Raw genomic sequence first — 13,956 nt, 5'->3', positions numbered from 1 at the left:
GTGGTGGCTATTGACACATCCACCCTTGGGGGGTTTTGGGCAGGGCTAAACGCGAGGGGTGCTGATCTTGGCCCAACGGGAGGAGGCCTGTTCGCAGAACAGGCCGGCGACGGGCGGGAGCACATCTGAAGCCTGTGGCATCTGAGGCCTGCGGCCGGGGCCGGCCGAGCTGGCACTTTTTCCTTTTCATAATTAACAAATGCGTTAATAATCATGCCATGACCCCGCTTCTGAAATCCTTTGCCGCCCTGTCGGATGAAACCCGCATGTCGATCGTGGATCAGCTGATCAGCCAGGGCGAGCTGCCGGCGGGCGAACTCGCCCCCGGGGCGGGCATCTCGGCGCCGGCGATCTCGCGCCATCTGAAGGTGCTGCGCGAGGCCGGGCTGGTCAGCCAGCGGGCCGATGGCACCAGGCGGCTCTACTCCGCCCGGCCGGAGGGGCTGCGGATGATTGCGGATTGGACCCAATCCCGCAAAACCTTCTGGGAGGGCAGCCTGGACCGCCTGAAAGCAGCCCTGATGGAGGACGAGGGATGAGCGGCCTGCAACTGCAACGGATCTTTCCCGTCAGTCCGGAGACGCTGTTTGACTGGGTGACCACACCGGACAAGCTGCTGAAATGGTGGGGGCCTGAGGGAGTCCGGATCCCGGAGCATGATCTGGATTTCAGCCGCACCGGGCCCTGGTATTCAGTCATGCAGAACAGCGACGGGCAGCGGTTCCATGTGTCCGGCCATGTGACCCATGTGGATGCGCCGAAATCGGTCGGCTTCACCTGGGCCTGGCACGGCGAGGACGGCCGCCGCGGCGCCGAGAGCCATGTGACCTTTACCATTGCCGCCGCCGGGGACGGGGCGGTGCTGCTGATCGACCACCGGGATCTGGGCGATGACGAGATCGCCGCCAACCATGAGCGGGGCTGGACCTCCACCCTGCGCAAGCTGGAGGCGTTGCTCCGCCAGGCCACTTGAACCACCAACCCGCAGCAACCAAGGGAGAAGACCAATGCCACAGTTCATTTTTGCGTACCACGGCGGCAAAACCCCGGAGAGCGAGGAGGAAGGCGCCAAGGTCATGGAAGCCTGGAAGAACTGGATGGGGTCGATGGGAGAGGCCCTGAAAATCCCCGGCGCGCCGGTGGGGATGTCCAAGACCGTCAGCAGCGGCGGCGTGGCGGATAACGGCGGTGCCAACCCGATCTCGGGCTACACGGTGGTGGAAGCCGCCGACCAGGATGCCGCCTGTGAAATGGCCAAGGGCTGCCCGATGGTGGTGGACGGCAGCGGCTCGGTCGAGGTGGCCGAAATCATCGAGATGGATATGTAACGCTGATGCCCCGGTCCAGGACCGGGGCATCTTGCTTCAGGCTTCAGAACAGCAGTTCAGCTGCGGGGCGGATCGAACCGCATTCCAGCCCGCGGCGGCTGTAAAGCACCTTGTTCATGTATTTTTTCGTCTCCGGGTGGTCTGCCTCCAGCACGCCCAGGCTGACCAGCAGTGCCGCAATGGCGCATTCGCTGGCACGGGTGGTGCCATCGGCGATCTTAAGCGCGACACCCAGCTTCTGCTCCGGCAGGATGGCGATGAACACGGCCTCAGCACCGGTCTTGATTGCCACTTTTCCGCCCATTGCGCGCATCAGGTTGGTGCAGCAGCGGGTTTCGCCGGCCACCAGTTCGGGATGCGCCGTCATGGCCGCGACCAGCTGCTGCGCCGCCTCTGACGGGCGGTCGGAGCGGTCTGCGGAACTGGCGAACCAGGCCATCGACCGGGCCAGCCCGGTGACGGTGGTGGCAAAGTTCGGGGCCGAGCAGCCGTCGATGCCATAGCCGGGGCTGTCCTGGCCGGTGGTTTCCTCAAACGCTGCAAGGCAGGCCTGCTGCACCGGGTGGCTGACGTCGACATATTCGGCGCCACCGCCCAGGTACTGGTTAAGTGTCAAAAAGCCCGCGTGTTTGCCGGAACAGTTGTTGTGCACCTGGCAGGGGCTGTTGTCGGTCTTGATCAGCTCATTTCGGGCCGGGATGTCATCCGGCAGCTGCGGGCCGCAGCGGAAGTCGTCATCACCAAGCCCCAGCTGATCGAGCCACGCATTGACCCGGTCCGTGTGGATATGGGCGCCGTTGTGGGAAGCGCAGGCCAGCGCCAGCTGTTCGGAGGTGAGGCCATAGCGCGCGGCAGCGCCGGAGGTGATCAGCGGCAGCGCCTGGATCATCTTGGCGGAGCTGCGCGGATAGATCACCGCGTCCGGGTCGCCCCAGCTGCGCACCACCTGGCCGCTGTCGTCGCAGATAACGGCATGGCCCAGGTGCAGGCTCTCCAGGATCGGGCCGCGCCAGACTTCGGCCATGGGCACAGGTTTCGCCATGATGTCTCCCCTCATGTTTCCGTGCGGTTTTTCTGGGCGAAAACCTGCCAAAACGCACTTTCGCCCGTGGTGCTAGTTACGTTAGTGTGCTTGTGTAGCGCAAGCGAGGGGATCGGGACCAGACGGCGGTTGAACGCTGCGGGCCCTTTGCTTGGATTTGAGGTAAAAAAGAACAGTCTTGGAGTCGGGACAAATGGCATTGAAACTCGCCCGCGTGGCTGCGGGCCTGTGTCTGGCAGCATTGGCAACCACCGCAATTGCGCAGGAAACGTCGAACAACCGGGTTGCGGCCAAGGTGGACTGGAGCGTCTTTGAAGGCGACAACCCGGCGGAATGCTGGGGTGTGTCTGCCCCCAAGGAGACCGTGAACACCCGCGACGGCCGGGTGGTGGCAGTGCGCCGCAGCGAGATCCAGCTGTTTGTCACCTTCCGCAGCAGCGATGCGCCCAAGGGCGAGGTGAGCTTTACCGGCGGTTATCCCTTTGCACCCGGATCCACGGTGAACATGGCGATCGGCGAGTCCGAGTTTGAACTGTTCACCGAAGGCGAATGGGCCTGGCCGGCAACTCCGGCGGATGATGCCAAGATCGTGACCGCGATGAAACGGGGCGCAAATGCCGTGCTGACGGCCCGTTCCGCCCGCGGCACCCAGACCAAGGACACCTTTTCGCTGCTCGGCTTCACCGCGGCTGTGGAAGACGCTGAAAAGCGCTGCAGCAAGTAGCGCCTGCTGTAATGGAAATTTGGCAAAGCCCCGGTCTTTGACCGGGGTTTTCTTGTTTGAATCCCGCAAGGCGCGTAGCATGGGAGGCGGAGGTGCCTGCCATGCTGAACTCTGACAGTCTCCCGCTCACTTACCTTACGATTGTTTTGTTCGCTCAACCTGTCATTGCCAACCCGGCCTTGGAGTGCGGCGAGGGCAGCCAGGAGGAAATCGGCTCCTGCGTGGCTGAGGACGAAGAAGGCGTGGAGGCGGCGCTGTTCAATGCATTGGAAGCTGCCATGGTGACGGCGGCGGAACGCGACAACAAGAGTGGCGGCACAGCTGCGGAGGCCGCGCTGATGGAGAGCCAGACCGCGTGGGAGGTCTTCCGGACGGCCCATTGCAGCTATATCGGGATCGCGCATCCGTCGCCTGAAAACGCCGGCATAGCCACCCGCGCCTGCTGGACGGAATTGGGGCGGAAACGGGTGGACGAGCTGGTACGCCTCAGCAAATAGACGGTATCCGCCCGCCAGCTTGCTATCTGTTTCCGCGGATTCCTTTTGATCTCCGTTCGAAATCCTATATAGAGCCGCATCCGCCCACCATCACCCGAGGCTTCAGCCATGACCGCCAGCGCGCCGATCACCCAGGACGTAATGACCCTGCCCCGCAAGGAGCCCGAGGGCGGCAAGATCAATCTTGTCGGCCTGACCCGCGAGCGGATGCGCGAGGTGCTGATTGAGCACGGCACGCCGGAGAAGCAGGCCAAGATGCGGGTCGGCCAGATCTGGCAGTGGATCTATCAGTGGGGCAAACGCGACTTTGGTGACATGACCAACCTGGCCAAGGCCTATCGCGCGCAGCTGGCGGAGACGTTTGAAATCCGCATCCCCGAGGTGGTGAGCAAGCAGGTGTCGACCGACGGCACCCGCAAGTATCTGGTGCGGATCAATGGCGGCCATGAGGTCGAGGTCGTCTATATCCCCGAGGACGACCGCGGCACCCTGTGCATCTCCAGCCAGGTGGGCTGCACCCTGACCTGCTCCTTCTGCCACACCGGCACCCAGAAGCTGGTGCGTAACCTGACCCCGGCCGAGATCGTCGGCCAGGTGATGATGGCGCGTGACGACCTGGAGGAATGGCCCACGCCGGGTGCGCCCAAGGAAGAGACGCGCTTGCTGTCGAACATCGTGCTGATGGGCATGGGTGAGCCGCTTTATAATTTCGACAATGTGCGCGACGCGATGAAGATTGCGATGGACCCGGAGGGCATCTCGCTGTCCCGCCGCCGGATCACGCTGTCGACCTCCGGCGTGGTGCCGGAGATTGCCCGCACGGCTGAGGAAATCGGCTGCCTCCTGGCGATTTCCTTCCATGCCACCACCAACGAGACCCGCGACGTGCTGGTGCCGATCAACAAGCGCTGGAATATCGACGAGCTGCTGCAGGCGCTGGCGGATTACCCCAAGGCGTCGAACTCCGAGCGGATCACCTTTGAATATGTGATGCTGGACGGGGTGAACGACACCGATGAGGATGCGCACCGGCTGATAGAGCATATCAAGCGCTACAACATTCCGGCCAAGATCAACCTGATCCCGTTCAACGAATGGCCGGGCAGCCCTTACAAGCGGTCCTCCAACAACCGGATCCGGGCGTTTGCCAATATTGTCTATCAGGCCGGCTATGCCTCGCCGATCCGCAAGACCCGCGGCGATGACATCATGGCGGCCTGCGGCCAGCTGAAATCCGCGACCGAGCGTGCGCGCAAGAGCCGTAAACAGATCGAGGCCGAAGCCGGGATGAAGTAACCCGGCTCCGGCCCCTGTGCGGCAGGGTCCCCGGCTGCCGTATCAGGTGAACAGGAAGTGGTCCTCGGTGAGCGATCCGGTGTATCCGGCCAGCTCAATCTCATGGCTGTTAAAGTAGCTGATGAAGGTGCTGCCGTCCGAGCGGGTGATGGACAGGTCGCTGAAGTCGCCGATAGAGGTGCCGGAAAACTCAATCCGGTCATTGCCCCTGCCGAAATCTGTTATGACCTCTTCTTCCCAGTAATCGGCTGACACGAACACGAAAACATCGGCACGCTTGCCGCCAGTCAAATCATCGGAACCCTCGCCGCCGATCAGACGGTCCTTGCCACCGCCGCCGTTCAGACTGTCGTCGCCCTGCCCGCCGTACAGCGTATCCCGTCCGCCGTTGCCGTTCAAAACATCCGCCTCGCGGAATTCGCCGGAGTAGTCGGTTTCATCGCGGCCGCCAATCAGCACATCTGACCCTCTGCCGCCGGACAGAGTGTCCTCGCCGTAATTGCCTATCAGCCTGTCGGCACCGCCGCCGCCAAACAGACGGTCATCTGCCTCGCGTCCGATGACGGTATCCTGCCCGCCTTTGGCATAGATCCTGGTTTCCTCCCCAGTGGCCAGCACCGTTTCTGAACGGCTGCTGGCCTTGATCACAACGGTGCCGCCAGAATTGACATAGGCATCCCATCCCGCGGTCCCGTCAGCCCCGCCATAGAGATGCGACAAGGCTTGCACGTCAAAAGTGCCCAGCTCCGTGGTGTTGGTCCAAGAGAAATTGTAGGTCATCACGGTATGCGCCTGGTTATCCAGATGCTCGGCCAGCGTCGGGTCGCCGTCATGCGGATGCTTCAGGCCGACGGCGTGGCCAATTTCATGCAGAACCGTTTCGTAGCCATAGGTTCCCGGGGCCATGCTGCTGCCTTCGATCGCCAGCTCGCCCTGGCTGGTGGAATAACCGGTGGCCCACGCCAGGTCCGCCCATCCTGCAGCGCTGCCGCCGTCATATCCAAAGACATTGATCATCGCCGGGCCGCTGGTTTCAACAAATACCAGCCCCGAGGCCTCCTCAAACTCCGCCAGGGCCTGGCGGAAATATCCGCGCTGAGCGGCGTCGAAAGACCAATACGTATGGGCGCCATATGGATCGTCGCCGGGATCCCCAAGATCACCGCTGCCGACAAAGCTATATGTCACCACAGTTTGGGTGCCGAGATCCGCAAGGCTGTTCCAGCGAAGGCTGCTGTTCGAGGTATATGCCAAAAGAGCCGTATAATCTGAAACTTCCGACATCTGCCGTCTCCATAATGCGCGTTCTGATAAGACTATGTTTGCAATTGTGGCCAAGTTTGGCCCGCTTCTGGCCTATTGCCGAGCAAAGAAAAAGAAATCGCCTTTAACGGCAAGTTACTGCCCGGAAACCGCCGAATGAAGTCCGGTTTCCCGCCGGTTCCCCTGCCTCAGGGCATCTGACTGGGGAACGGATTCGCGATGTGGCCCGGCTGCAACATCAAGGCGGGCATGCCGGGCTGCCGCAATCTTTCCACAGTGCGGCTCGAATTCCGCCGCGGACGGCAAACAGTTTCCAGATTACGGACAATCAACATTCAGAAGGAATCACACATGGCTCCGATGGAACGAAAGACTGCCCCGCTAGACCCCAGCGTTCTGGAACTGATCCGCAACGAACGGGACAAGGCCCTGAGTCCCCGGGAATGGAAATTCCGCCTGCGCGGCTACGGCTATTCGGTGAAGACAGTGGAAGGAGCCCAGATCCTGACCCGTCTGACCACTGGCAACGAAGTCGGCATGCTGCCGCCGGAATTTGCCTAACCCCGGCCGCAGCACATTCATGGCTGCGGCCTAGCGCTCGCGTCCGGGCAGGCTGTCCCGCGGCGGTGCGGGTTCCCAATTGTCGATGATCTCCACAGCCTCCTGCGCGGTATCGACAACGCGGAACAGGTCAAGATCCTGATCCGAAATAGTGCCAGCATCAGCCAGCGCCTCCCAGTTGACGATCCTGTCCCAGAAATCCTTGCCGAACAGCAGGAACGGCACGCGCTCCATGCGTCCGGTCTGAATGAGCGTCAGGCTTTCAAACAGCTCATCCAGGGTGCCAAAGCCGCCCGGGAACACTGTGATCGCCCGCGCCCGCATCAGAAAGTGCATCTTGCGGATCGCGAAGTAGTGGAAGTTGAAACTCAGATCCGGTGTTACATATCCATTGGGCGCCTGCTCATGCGGCAGCACAATGGAGAGACCGATGGAATGGCCGCCCGCGTCCTGCGCCCCGCGGTTGCCTGCCTCCATCACACCCGGGCCGCCGCCGGTCACCACCACATTGTGGCGCCCGCCGCTCTCCTTGGACTTTTCCGTCATCAGCCGGGCAAATTCACGCGCTTCATCGTAGAAATGCGACAGATCCGCCAGCGTCTGGGTACGCGCCTTATCCTTATGCGCAGGATCCGGGATCCGCGCACCGCCGAACATCACAATTGTGCTTTCGATGCCATGCTCATTCAGCATCAGCTCCGGCTTCAGCAGCTCCAGCTGCAGCCGCACCGGGCGCAATTCCTCGCGGCACAAAAACTCCTCATCTGCGAAAGCCAGCCGGTAGGCGGGCGCCTGGGTCTGCGGTGTGGCGGGCACATGTTCAGCCCTGTTCCGATCTGAGTGAGCGTCGCGGAAACGGCTGTGGCGGTCTTCGGTCATGTAAAATTCCAGCAATAAACAACAGGACTCTCTTTGTAGCCTTCCCGGAGCGTTAGCGCCAATCAAGAATGCAGGACCGCGCCGCAACTCTTGCACCCGTATGGCTTGCACATGCCTGCCCTGCGGCTTAGGTCCAGCGCAGCAGGCAGGGAGGAATGCGCATGGATTGGCAAGACGGCATCAGGGCAGCGGCAGACCGCATCCGCCCCTATGTGCAGCAGACTCCGGTGATGCAGGTGCAGGGCTTCGGGCTGGATTTCCCGGTGGAGCTGAAGCTGGAGCACATGCAGCACACCGGCAGCTTCAAGGCCCGCGGCGCCTTCAACACGCTTTTGAGCCAGACGGTTCCAGCGGCAGGCCTGGTGGCCGCCTCGGGCGGCAATCACGGTGCCGCCGCGGCCTATGCCGCGCATCAGCTGGGGCACAAGGCGCGGATCTATGTGCCCGAAATGGCGGGCCCCGCCAAGATCGCCCTCATTGAGCGCACCGGCGCCGATCTGCAGGTGGTGCCCGGCGCCTATGCCAACGCGCTGGAGCAGGCCAAGGCCTATGAAGCGGAAACCGGCGCCATGCAGGTCCACGCCTATGACGCCCCGGCCACCGTGGCAGGACAGGGCACCTGCTTTGCCGAGTGGCAGGATCAGGGGCTGGAGGCCGATACCCTGCTGATCGCCGTCGGCGGCGGCGGGCTGATCGGCGGCGCGATGGCCTGGTTCCAGGGTGCGAAGAAAATCGTTGCGGTGGAGCCGGAAACCTCCTGTGCGCTGCATACCGCGCTTGAGGCCGGCCAGCCGGTGGATGTGGAGGTCTCCGGCGTTGCGGCCAATGCGCTTGGTGCCAAACGGATCGGCAGCATCTGCTTTGAACTCGCCTCGGAGCAAGGGCTGTCGTCTGTGACCGTCCCGGACAGCGCCATCACCCAGGCCCAGACCGCGCTGTGGCGCGAGCGGCGGATCCTGGCTGAGCCGGCAGGGGCCACAGCCCTGGCCGCTCTGATGTGCGGGGCCTACCGGCCAGAGCCGGACGAACGTGTGGCGGTTCTGATCTGCGGCGGCAATATTGCCCCGGACCCCCTCGGGTAATCCTCGATAATTCTTGCGGGGCGGGCCCCGCGCCGGTATCGCCAAGGGCATGTCCGCAACAATCGCAGATACAATTTACCAGGCTTTGAGCGAACGCATCATCACCGGCAGCCTGCCTGCCGGGGAAAAACTGCGCCAGGACCATATCGCGCGCGCGTTTGAGGCCAGCCATGTGCCGGTGCGCGAGGCGCTGCTGCGGCTCGAGGCGCATGGACTCGCCAGATCCGAACCCCGCCGCGGCACCCGCGTCAGCGCCCTGGACCCCTCCGAGATCCGCGAGGTGATCGAGATGCGGGTGGCGCTGGAAGTGCTGGCCCTGACCCACGCCTTTGCCCGGCTGACGGATGCGGATATCGCAACCGCTGAAGAGGCCCGCCTCGCCTGCGATGCCGCCGAGGATATGGCCAGCTGGGAGCGATTGAACCGCGCCTTTCACCGGGTGATCCTGTCGCCCTGCGCGATGCCGCGCCTGCTGGCCTCGATCGACGATCTGCATATCGCCGCTGCCCGGCATCTGTTTGCCAACTGGCAGCATCAATGGACCCGCCGGGTTGATACGGATCACGCCGCCATCGTTCAGGCGATGGCCCGCCGCGACCCTGCTGCGGCCTGCGAAATCCTGCGCCGTCACCTGCGCCGGGTGCGCTGAAGCCGCGCAACCCGGCAAAACGCCGTCAGGGGCGGCAATTTGGACGCAATCCGGACATGACCTGCAGGCAGATTGCCGCTATGTAACCCCGAATCTAACCGATGCCGGAGGAACACCCATGTCCAACGCCCAGCTGGAAGCAGCAATCGAAGCCGCCTGGGAGGCGCGCGACACCATCACCCCCGCCACCACCGGCGAGCAGCGTGAAGCCATCGAAGACACCCTGAACGCGCTTGATTCAGGCAAGCTGCGGGTGGCCGAAAAGCTGGACAGCGGCGACTGGCACGTGAACCAGTGGGCCAAGAAAGCGGTGCTCCTGGGCTTCCGCATCAAGGACATGGAAATCCACGAAGGCGGCCCGCAGGCCGGCGGCTGGTGGGACAAGGTCGACAGCAAGTTCAACGGCTGGGGCGAAGCAGACTGGAAATCCGCCGGCTTCCGCGCGGTGCCGAACTGCGTCGTCCGCAAATCCGCATACATCGCGCCCGGCGCAGTGCTGATGCCCTCCTTCGTGAACCTAGGCGCCTATGTCGATGAGGGCACCATGGTCGACACCTGGGCCACGGTCGGCTCCTGCGCGCAGATCGGCAAGAACGTGCACCTGTCCGGCGGTGTCGGCATCGGCGGCGTGCTGGAGCCGATGCAGGCCGGCCCCACCATCATCGAGGACAACTGCTTCATCGGCGCCCGCTCCGAGGTGGTCGAAGGCTGCATCGTGCGCGAAGGCTCGGTTCTGGGCATGGGCGTGTTCATCGGCAAGTCGACCAAGATCGTCGACCGCGAGACCGGCGAAGTGATGTACGGCGAAGTGCCGCCCTACTCTGTGGTTGTGGCAGGCTCCATGCCGTCCAAGAACAACATCAGCCTCTACTGTGCGGTGATCGTGAAGCGCGTGGATGAGAAGACCCGCTCCAAGACCGGCATCAACGAGCTGCTGCGCGACTGATCTGCGCTGCAATGCTGGACAACAAGGACGCGCCCCACCCGGGCGCGTTTTTTTGTTGGGGCTTTGCCCCAAACCCCAGGATATTTTGAGCAAGAGGAAGAAACAGGGGTTCGCTGTTCCTCTTGCCCCAAATATCCCGGGGTGAGGCCGCCAGGCCGAGGGGCAGCGCCCCTTCTCTTCAAAACTCTTGCTGCGTATTAAACCTGCCGCTATTGGTATTATACCTAGACATAAGAGGGTCAGATGCAGACAATATTTGCCCAGCGCGCGCGCCTGCCCGAAGGATGGGCCGGGAATCTCCGCCTGACTGTGAAAGAGGGCCGGATCATGTCGCTGGAAAGCGGCGCCCAGCCGCAAGCCGGGGATGTGCGGGCGGACGTGCTGCTGCCGTCGCTTGGCAACCTGCATTCCCACAGCTTCCAGCGCGCCATGGCCGGGATGACCGAGTACCGCGCCGCGGGCAAGGACAGCTTCTGGACCTGGCGCGAGCTGATGTACCGCTTCATGGACCGCATCACTCCGGAGCAGTATGAGGCTATCGCCGCACTTGTGTTCATGGAGATGCTGGAGGCCGGCTATGCCTCGGTGGGGGAATTCCATTATGTGCACCACCAGCCGGGCGGAGCGCATTTCGACTCCTTGACCGAACTCAGCGAACGGGTGTTTGCGGCAGCCGCCCAGACCGGTATCGGTCTCACCCATCTGCCAGTGCTTTACACATACGGCGGAGCTGGAAAACAGGCTCTGAATGGGGGGCAGCAGCGGTTTGGCAACTCGGTTTCCGAGTTTTCCGAACTGGTCGCGCGCGCCCGGGAGATTGCAGCGCGGGATCTGCCGCAGGACGCCCGTGTCGGCATTGCGCCGCATTCGCTGCGCGCCACCTGCCCCGGGGATCTGGCAGAGGTGCTGCAGATCCAGAACCGGCTGCCGGTGCATATCCATATTTCTGAACAGCCCAAGGAAGTGGCCGATATCAGCGATTGGCTGGGTGCGCGGCCGGTGGAGTGGCTGCTGAACAACGCCGCTGTCGACGGCAAATGGTGCCTGATCCACGCCACCCATATGACCAGCGCCGAGACTATTGGCATGGCCCGCTCAGGCGCGGTGGCGGGCCTCTGCCCTATCACCGAAGCGAACCTGGGCGACGGGCCGTTCAACGGGGTGGAATACCTGGCGCATGAGGGTGTTTTCGGCGTTGGATCAGACTCTAACGTGCGGATTTCACTGCCCGAGGAGCTGCGCACGCTGGAGTATTCGCAGCGGCTGCGCGATCTGGCGCGCAATGTTCTGGTGCCCGGCGAAGGCTCGGTTGGAGAAACCCTTTACCTCGGCGCAGCGAAAGGCGGTGCGCAAGCTTTGGGACGCGAGGCGGGGCGGATCGAGGAAGGTGCGCTGGCGGATCTGGTGGCGATTGACAGCAGCGTGCCGGCCCTTTGTGCGCTGAAGCCGGAACAGATGCTGGACGGGCTGTGCTTTGCGGCAGGCGACGACACCGTGACCGATGTCTGGAGCGCCGGGCGCCACGTGGTGCAGCATGGCCGCCACATCGCCCGCGACAGCGTGGTTGCAGGTTACCGGAGCGCGATCAAAGAGCTGCTGAACAGTCTCTAAACAGGATGAAACCGCACGTGAATGACAGCGCCGCCTTTGGCAACCTCGCCGCTGGCGGCGGTTTCCGTTGCGAGCCCCTCTCCGGGGCCGAACCGGTCTTTTTCACTGAATTCCAACGTGCCTGATACAACAAAGAAGGCTTGGCTGCCTGCAGTGCCGGTCACCTGCCCCTCGCTCAGAACCTTGATCTCTGCTGACACAAGCTCTGGATCATAGATCACGTTGAAGGCCTTGCAGGCTCCGGCGCGCAGGCGGCAGTCCAGCACCATGCCGCCGTCAAACGCCAGCGGCTCCAGCGGGCGCGCCTCCAGGCGGGATCCCGCGCTGGAAAGAACGTGACCTGCTCCCTCAACGATGCAATGGATGCGGGACAGGCCGGGAAAGGCGGAGAACGGGCCGTTCCGGGTGATTTTCGCCAGACTGAGACGCCAGGCCATCCGGCCGTCTTCCTCGTGCACCGCCAGCTCCCGGGTCACGCCGCCGCCGTTTTTCCAGGGCACCGGAGGGACAGTGTGAGCAGAGAAGCGCATGGGGTCAGGTCCTTGCAAGCTGGGAAATAAGTCTAGACATAATATTGAAACCTTTGCCGCCGCAAGGGCCGGCCGCAGCAAATGGATTGACCATCCCCCTGCCCCGGCGCTATGGCGGCGGCATGGAAAAGAAGAAACCCTCCCGCCAGCAAGTCTATACCCTGCTTGTCCAGATCGGCCGCAAGGATGGGGACGGGCTGCCCGATGGCGCCACCGGTGCGGCGCTGATGATCTATGCCTCCGGCGTGGATGAGGCCGAAGCGGTGCGTGAAACCGTAGCGATCCTCAAGCAAGCCGATACCGCGCCGCTGGATGTGACCGGTTACGGCACCCTCGAAGAGCGCGAGGCGGAAGGCCATGAGATCGGCGATGACGAACGCGCGCTGATGCAGCGGGCGCTGGACGAAAACGCCGTTATCGTTGCCCAGATGACCCCGTTCTTCGACGGCGAAGAACCGGTTTTCCACTAGCCGCAGAAATCAGTTCTGGCTGCCGAACCATTTGCGGTAGAGGCCGTCATAGCTGCCGTCCTCCTGCATGGCCAGGAGCGCCTGATTGACGTCCTCCACCAGCGGGGACCCGGCCGGGAACACCAAGCCGTAGTTTTCGCGCAGGAAGGGCTGGCCGATGGTGTGGCCAAACTGATGGCCGCCCTGCTGCACGTAGTAGTTCAGCACCGGTGCGTCGAAAACCACCGCCGTCACTTCGCCGCGTTCAAACCCCGCAAGCATGCCATCCAGACCGCCATAGGCAGAATAGTCAATCTCGCGCCGGTCCAGGAACCCTGCGGCGGTGGAGCGGCCGATTGTGCCCACGGACTTGCCGTAAAGGTCATTGACCGAGTTCACCGAGCCGCTGATCGCCTCAACCGTCATCACCGCGGTGATCTTGGCGACAAAGACCGAGACGATGAACAGCGACGACACTACCAGCACGACACCGAACATGCGGCCGACCGGTGTGCGCGGCACCCGTTCCTCGAAGCCGCCGTTGACCACCAGGTTCAGCGCCCACCAGAAGGAAGGGAACCAGGCCTCGTTCAGGGGGCGGTCGAAATAGGGCTGGGCGCGGCGCTCGAATACCCACATCAGCATACCGCCGCCAAACAGCAGCAGGAAAGCGATGCCGATGGCCGCCGCCAGATCCCACGACAGCAGCGCATGAAGCAGCGACGGCTGGCGTACCTCATCCGCCTGCACCATGATCTGCAGCCCGCTTTCGAAGATCGGATGGCTGAAATCCATCACCACTTCGCGCGCCGCCGTAATCGAAATATTGGCCGCAGCCATGTCCGCCTCACCGCTGCGCACCCCATCCAGCATTGCGGCAAAACTATCCACGCGGTTGACCTGGTACTGCCAGCCCAGCCGCTCTGCCAGGAGGGCCAGAAGTTCTAGCGAAAACCCTGTATCCTGCCCGTCTTCCACCATCGAAAACGGCGGGCGGGTGACGGTGTTGACCGTCAGAATCTGCGCAGAGAGCAATTGGCCCCACATCAGGAAAAGGGCGGCAGCAATCAGGCGGAGGTACAGCACGGAAACGCTCAAA

General features: G+C 63.0%; 17 protein-coding genes. 12 read left to right on the top strand and 5 right to left on the bottom strand.

All coding sequences use genetic code 11. The features are described from left to right. The first annotated feature begins 218 nt into the window (after positions 1-218). Genes ACXAHG_RS07750 through ACXAHG_RS07740 form a run of 3 tightly spaced genes read left to right on the top strand, consistent with a single transcriptional unit; the run spans position 219 to position 1,328 of the window. Complete coding sequence (locus ACXAHG_RS07750; RefSeq protein ID WP_475056642.1) at positions 219-539, top strand: ArsR/SmtB family transcription factor; 321 nt, start codon at positions 219-221, stop codon at positions 537-539. Further along, the gene (locus ACXAHG_RS07745) at positions 536-973 is read left to right on the top strand and encodes an SRPBCC family protein (protein ID WP_475040265.1); all 438 of its coding nucleotides are present in this window, start codon (positions 536-538) and stop codon (positions 971-973) included. Before ACXAHG_RS07750 ends, ACXAHG_RS07745 begins: the two co-directional genes overlap by 4 nt. A gap of 34 nt (positions 974-1,007) precedes the next feature. Then, a complete protein-coding gene (locus ACXAHG_RS07740; protein ID WP_475040264.1) occupies positions 1,008-1,328 on the top strand; it encodes a YciI family protein in 321 nt (106 codons plus the stop codon). Positions 1,329-1,371: 43 nt separating this feature from the next. Here the strand turns inward: ACXAHG_RS07740 and ACXAHG_RS07735 are convergent, their stop codons facing one another. Beyond that, on the bottom strand, positions 1,372-2,370 hold the full coding sequence (locus tag ACXAHG_RS07735) for an asparaginase (protein WP_475056641.1): 999 nt from the start codon (positions 2,368-2,370) through the stop codon (positions 1,372-1,374). 193 nt (positions 2,371-2,563) lie between these two features. Between ACXAHG_RS07735 and ACXAHG_RS07730 the strand changes: the two genes are divergently transcribed. From ACXAHG_RS07730 to rlmN, 3 genes are all read left to right on the top strand, one after another. After that, on the top strand, positions 2,564-3,094 hold the full coding sequence (locus ACXAHG_RS07730; protein ID WP_475040262.1) for an invasion associated locus B family protein: 531 nt from the start codon (positions 2,564-2,566) through the stop codon (positions 3,092-3,094). 146 nt (positions 3,095-3,240) lie between these two features. Then, positions 3,241-3,591 carry a lysozyme inhibitor LprI family protein gene (locus tag ACXAHG_RS07725; RefSeq protein ID WP_475056640.1) on the top strand — a complete coding sequence of 117 codons (351 nt, stop codon included), beginning with the start codon at positions 3,241-3,243 and terminating at the stop codon, positions 3,589-3,591. A 108-nt stretch (positions 3,592-3,699) separates the two neighbouring features. Then, a complete protein-coding gene (gene rlmN, locus ACXAHG_RS07720; RefSeq protein ID WP_475056639.1) occupies positions 3,700-4,887 on the top strand; it encodes a dual-specificity RNA methyltransferase RlmN in 1,188 nt (395 codons plus the stop codon). Positions 4,888-4,929: 42 nt separating this feature from the next. Here the strand turns inward: rlmN and ACXAHG_RS07715 are convergent, their stop codons facing one another. Beyond that, positions 4,930-6,171 (bottom strand): type I secretion protein, encoded by a 1,242-nt coding sequence (locus tag ACXAHG_RS07715; protein WP_475056638.1) that lies wholly within the window; start codon positions 6,169-6,171, stop codon positions 4,930-4,932. A 339-nt stretch (positions 6,172-6,510) separates the two neighbouring features. Here ACXAHG_RS07715 and ACXAHG_RS07710 point away from each other — a divergent pair, with 339 nt between their 5' ends. Then, positions 6,511-6,711: a hypothetical protein gene (locus ACXAHG_RS07710; RefSeq protein ID WP_475056637.1), complete on the top strand. Its 201-nt coding sequence runs from the start codon at positions 6,511-6,513 to the stop codon at positions 6,709-6,711. 30 nt (positions 6,712-6,741) lie between these two features. Here ACXAHG_RS07710 and ACXAHG_RS07705 read toward each other — a convergent pair whose 3' ends face one another. Next, on the bottom strand, positions 6,742-7,590 hold the full coding sequence (locus tag ACXAHG_RS07705; RefSeq protein WP_475040257.1) for an LOG family protein: 849 nt from the start codon (positions 7,588-7,590) through the stop codon (positions 6,742-6,744). 161 nt (positions 7,591-7,751) lie between these two features. Between ACXAHG_RS07705 and ACXAHG_RS07700 the strand changes: the two genes are divergently transcribed. From ACXAHG_RS07700 to ACXAHG_RS07685, 4 genes are all read left to right on the top strand, one after another. Then, positions 7,752-8,672 carry a threonine/serine dehydratase gene (locus ACXAHG_RS07700; protein ID WP_475056636.1) on the top strand — a complete coding sequence of 307 codons (921 nt, stop codon included), beginning with the start codon at positions 7,752-7,754 and terminating at the stop codon, positions 8,670-8,672. A 49-nt stretch (positions 8,673-8,721) separates the two neighbouring features. Then, entirely contained in the window at positions 8,722-9,321 is a 600-nt protein-coding gene (locus ACXAHG_RS07695; RefSeq protein ID WP_475056634.1) for a GntR family transcriptional regulator, read from the top strand. Positions 9,322-9,439: 118 nt separating this feature from the next. Beyond that, positions 9,440-10,267 (top strand): 2,3,4,5-tetrahydropyridine-2,6-dicarboxylate N-succinyltransferase, encoded by an 828-nt coding sequence (gene dapD / locus ACXAHG_RS07690; protein ID WP_475056632.1) that lies wholly within the window; start codon positions 9,440-9,442, stop codon positions 10,265-10,267. Positions 10,268-10,510: 243 nt separating this feature from the next. Further along, complete coding sequence (locus tag ACXAHG_RS07685; RefSeq protein ID WP_475056631.1) at positions 10,511-11,878, top strand: formimidoylglutamate deiminase; 1,368 nt, start codon at positions 10,511-10,513, stop codon at positions 11,876-11,878. Here the strand turns inward: ACXAHG_RS07685 and ACXAHG_RS07680 are convergent. Next, the gene (locus tag ACXAHG_RS07680) at positions 11,875-12,408 is read right to left on the bottom strand and encodes a HutD/Ves family protein (protein WP_475056629.1); all 534 of its coding nucleotides are present in this window, start codon (positions 12,406-12,408) and stop codon (positions 11,875-11,877) included. The genes ACXAHG_RS07685 and ACXAHG_RS07680 overlap by 4 nt on opposite strands. A 122-nt stretch (positions 12,409-12,530) precedes the next feature. On the opposite strand from ACXAHG_RS07680, the gene ACXAHG_RS07675 reads away from it, so the two are divergent. Then, positions 12,531-12,878, top strand: a complete 348-nt coding sequence (locus tag ACXAHG_RS07675) for a hypothetical protein (RefSeq protein WP_475045196.1) — start codon at positions 12,531-12,533, stop codon at positions 12,876-12,878. A 9-nt stretch (positions 12,879-12,887) separates the two neighbouring features. On the opposite strand, the gene ACXAHG_RS07670 is transcribed toward ACXAHG_RS07675, so the two are convergent. Beyond that, positions 12,888-13,904 (bottom strand): transporter substrate-binding domain-containing protein, encoded by a 1,017-nt coding sequence (locus ACXAHG_RS07670; RefSeq protein ID WP_475045194.1) that lies wholly within the window; start codon positions 13,902-13,904, stop codon positions 12,888-12,890. Between the last annotated feature and the right edge of the window lie 52 nt (positions 13,905-13,956).

The organism is Leisingera sp. ABD4_442, from assembly GCF_056160905.1.
Note: the sequence above shows the minus strand (reverse complement) of the source record. Positions and strands in the feature narration are given on the sequence as shown.

Excerpts from the sequence above, each read along its gene's own strand:
- ACXAHG_RS07750 (WP_475056642.1), top strand. The coding sequence starts at position 219 with ATGACCCCGCTTCTGAAATCCTTTGCCGCCCTGTCGGATGAAACCCGC.
- ACXAHG_RS07745 (WP_475040265.1), top strand. The coding sequence starts at position 536 with ATGAGCGGCCTGCAACTGCAACGGATCTTTCCCGTCAGTCCGGAGACG.
- ACXAHG_RS07740 (WP_475040264.1), top strand. The coding sequence starts at position 1,008 with ATGCCACAGTTCATTTTTGCGTACCACGGCGGCAAAACCCCGGAGAGC.
- ACXAHG_RS07735 (WP_475056641.1), bottom strand. The coding sequence starts at position 2,370 with ATGGCGAAACCTGTGCCCATGGCCGAAGTCTGGCGCGGCCCGATCCTG.
- ACXAHG_RS07730 (WP_475040262.1), top strand. The coding sequence starts at position 2,564 with ATGGCATTGAAACTCGCCCGCGTGGCTGCGGGCCTGTGTCTGGCAGCA.
- rlmN (WP_475056639.1), top strand. The coding sequence starts at position 3,700 with ATGACCGCCAGCGCGCCGATCACCCAGGACGTAATGACCCTGCCCCGC.
- ACXAHG_RS07715 (WP_475056638.1), bottom strand. The coding sequence starts at position 6,171 with ATGTCGGAAGTTTCAGATTATACGGCTCTTTTGGCATATACCTCGAAC.
- ACXAHG_RS07710 (WP_475056637.1), top strand. The coding sequence starts at position 6,511 with ATGGAACGAAAGACTGCCCCGCTAGACCCCAGCGTTCTGGAACTGATC.
- ACXAHG_RS07705 (WP_475040257.1), bottom strand. The coding sequence starts at position 7,590 with ATGACCGAAGACCGCCACAGCCGTTTCCGCGACGCTCACTCAGATCGG.
- ACXAHG_RS07700 (WP_475056636.1), top strand. The coding sequence starts at position 7,752 with ATGGATTGGCAAGACGGCATCAGGGCAGCGGCAGACCGCATCCGCCCC.
- ACXAHG_RS07695 (WP_475056634.1), top strand. The coding sequence starts at position 8,722 with ATGTCCGCAACAATCGCAGATACAATTTACCAGGCTTTGAGCGAACGC.
- dapD (WP_475056632.1), top strand. The coding sequence starts at position 9,440 with ATGTCCAACGCCCAGCTGGAAGCAGCAATCGAAGCCGCCTGGGAGGCG.
- ACXAHG_RS07685 (WP_475056631.1), top strand. The coding sequence starts at position 10,511 with ATGCAGACAATATTTGCCCAGCGCGCGCGCCTGCCCGAAGGATGGGCC.
- ACXAHG_RS07680 (WP_475056629.1), bottom strand. The coding sequence starts at position 12,408 with ATGCGCTTCTCTGCTCACACTGTCCCTCCGGTGCCCTGGAAAAACGGC.
- ACXAHG_RS07675 (WP_475045196.1), top strand. The coding sequence starts at position 12,531 with ATGGAAAAGAAGAAACCCTCCCGCCAGCAAGTCTATACCCTGCTTGTC.
- ACXAHG_RS07670 (WP_475045194.1), bottom strand. The coding sequence starts at position 13,904 with ATGTGGGGCCAATTGCTCTCTGCGCAGATTCTGACGGTCAACACCGTC.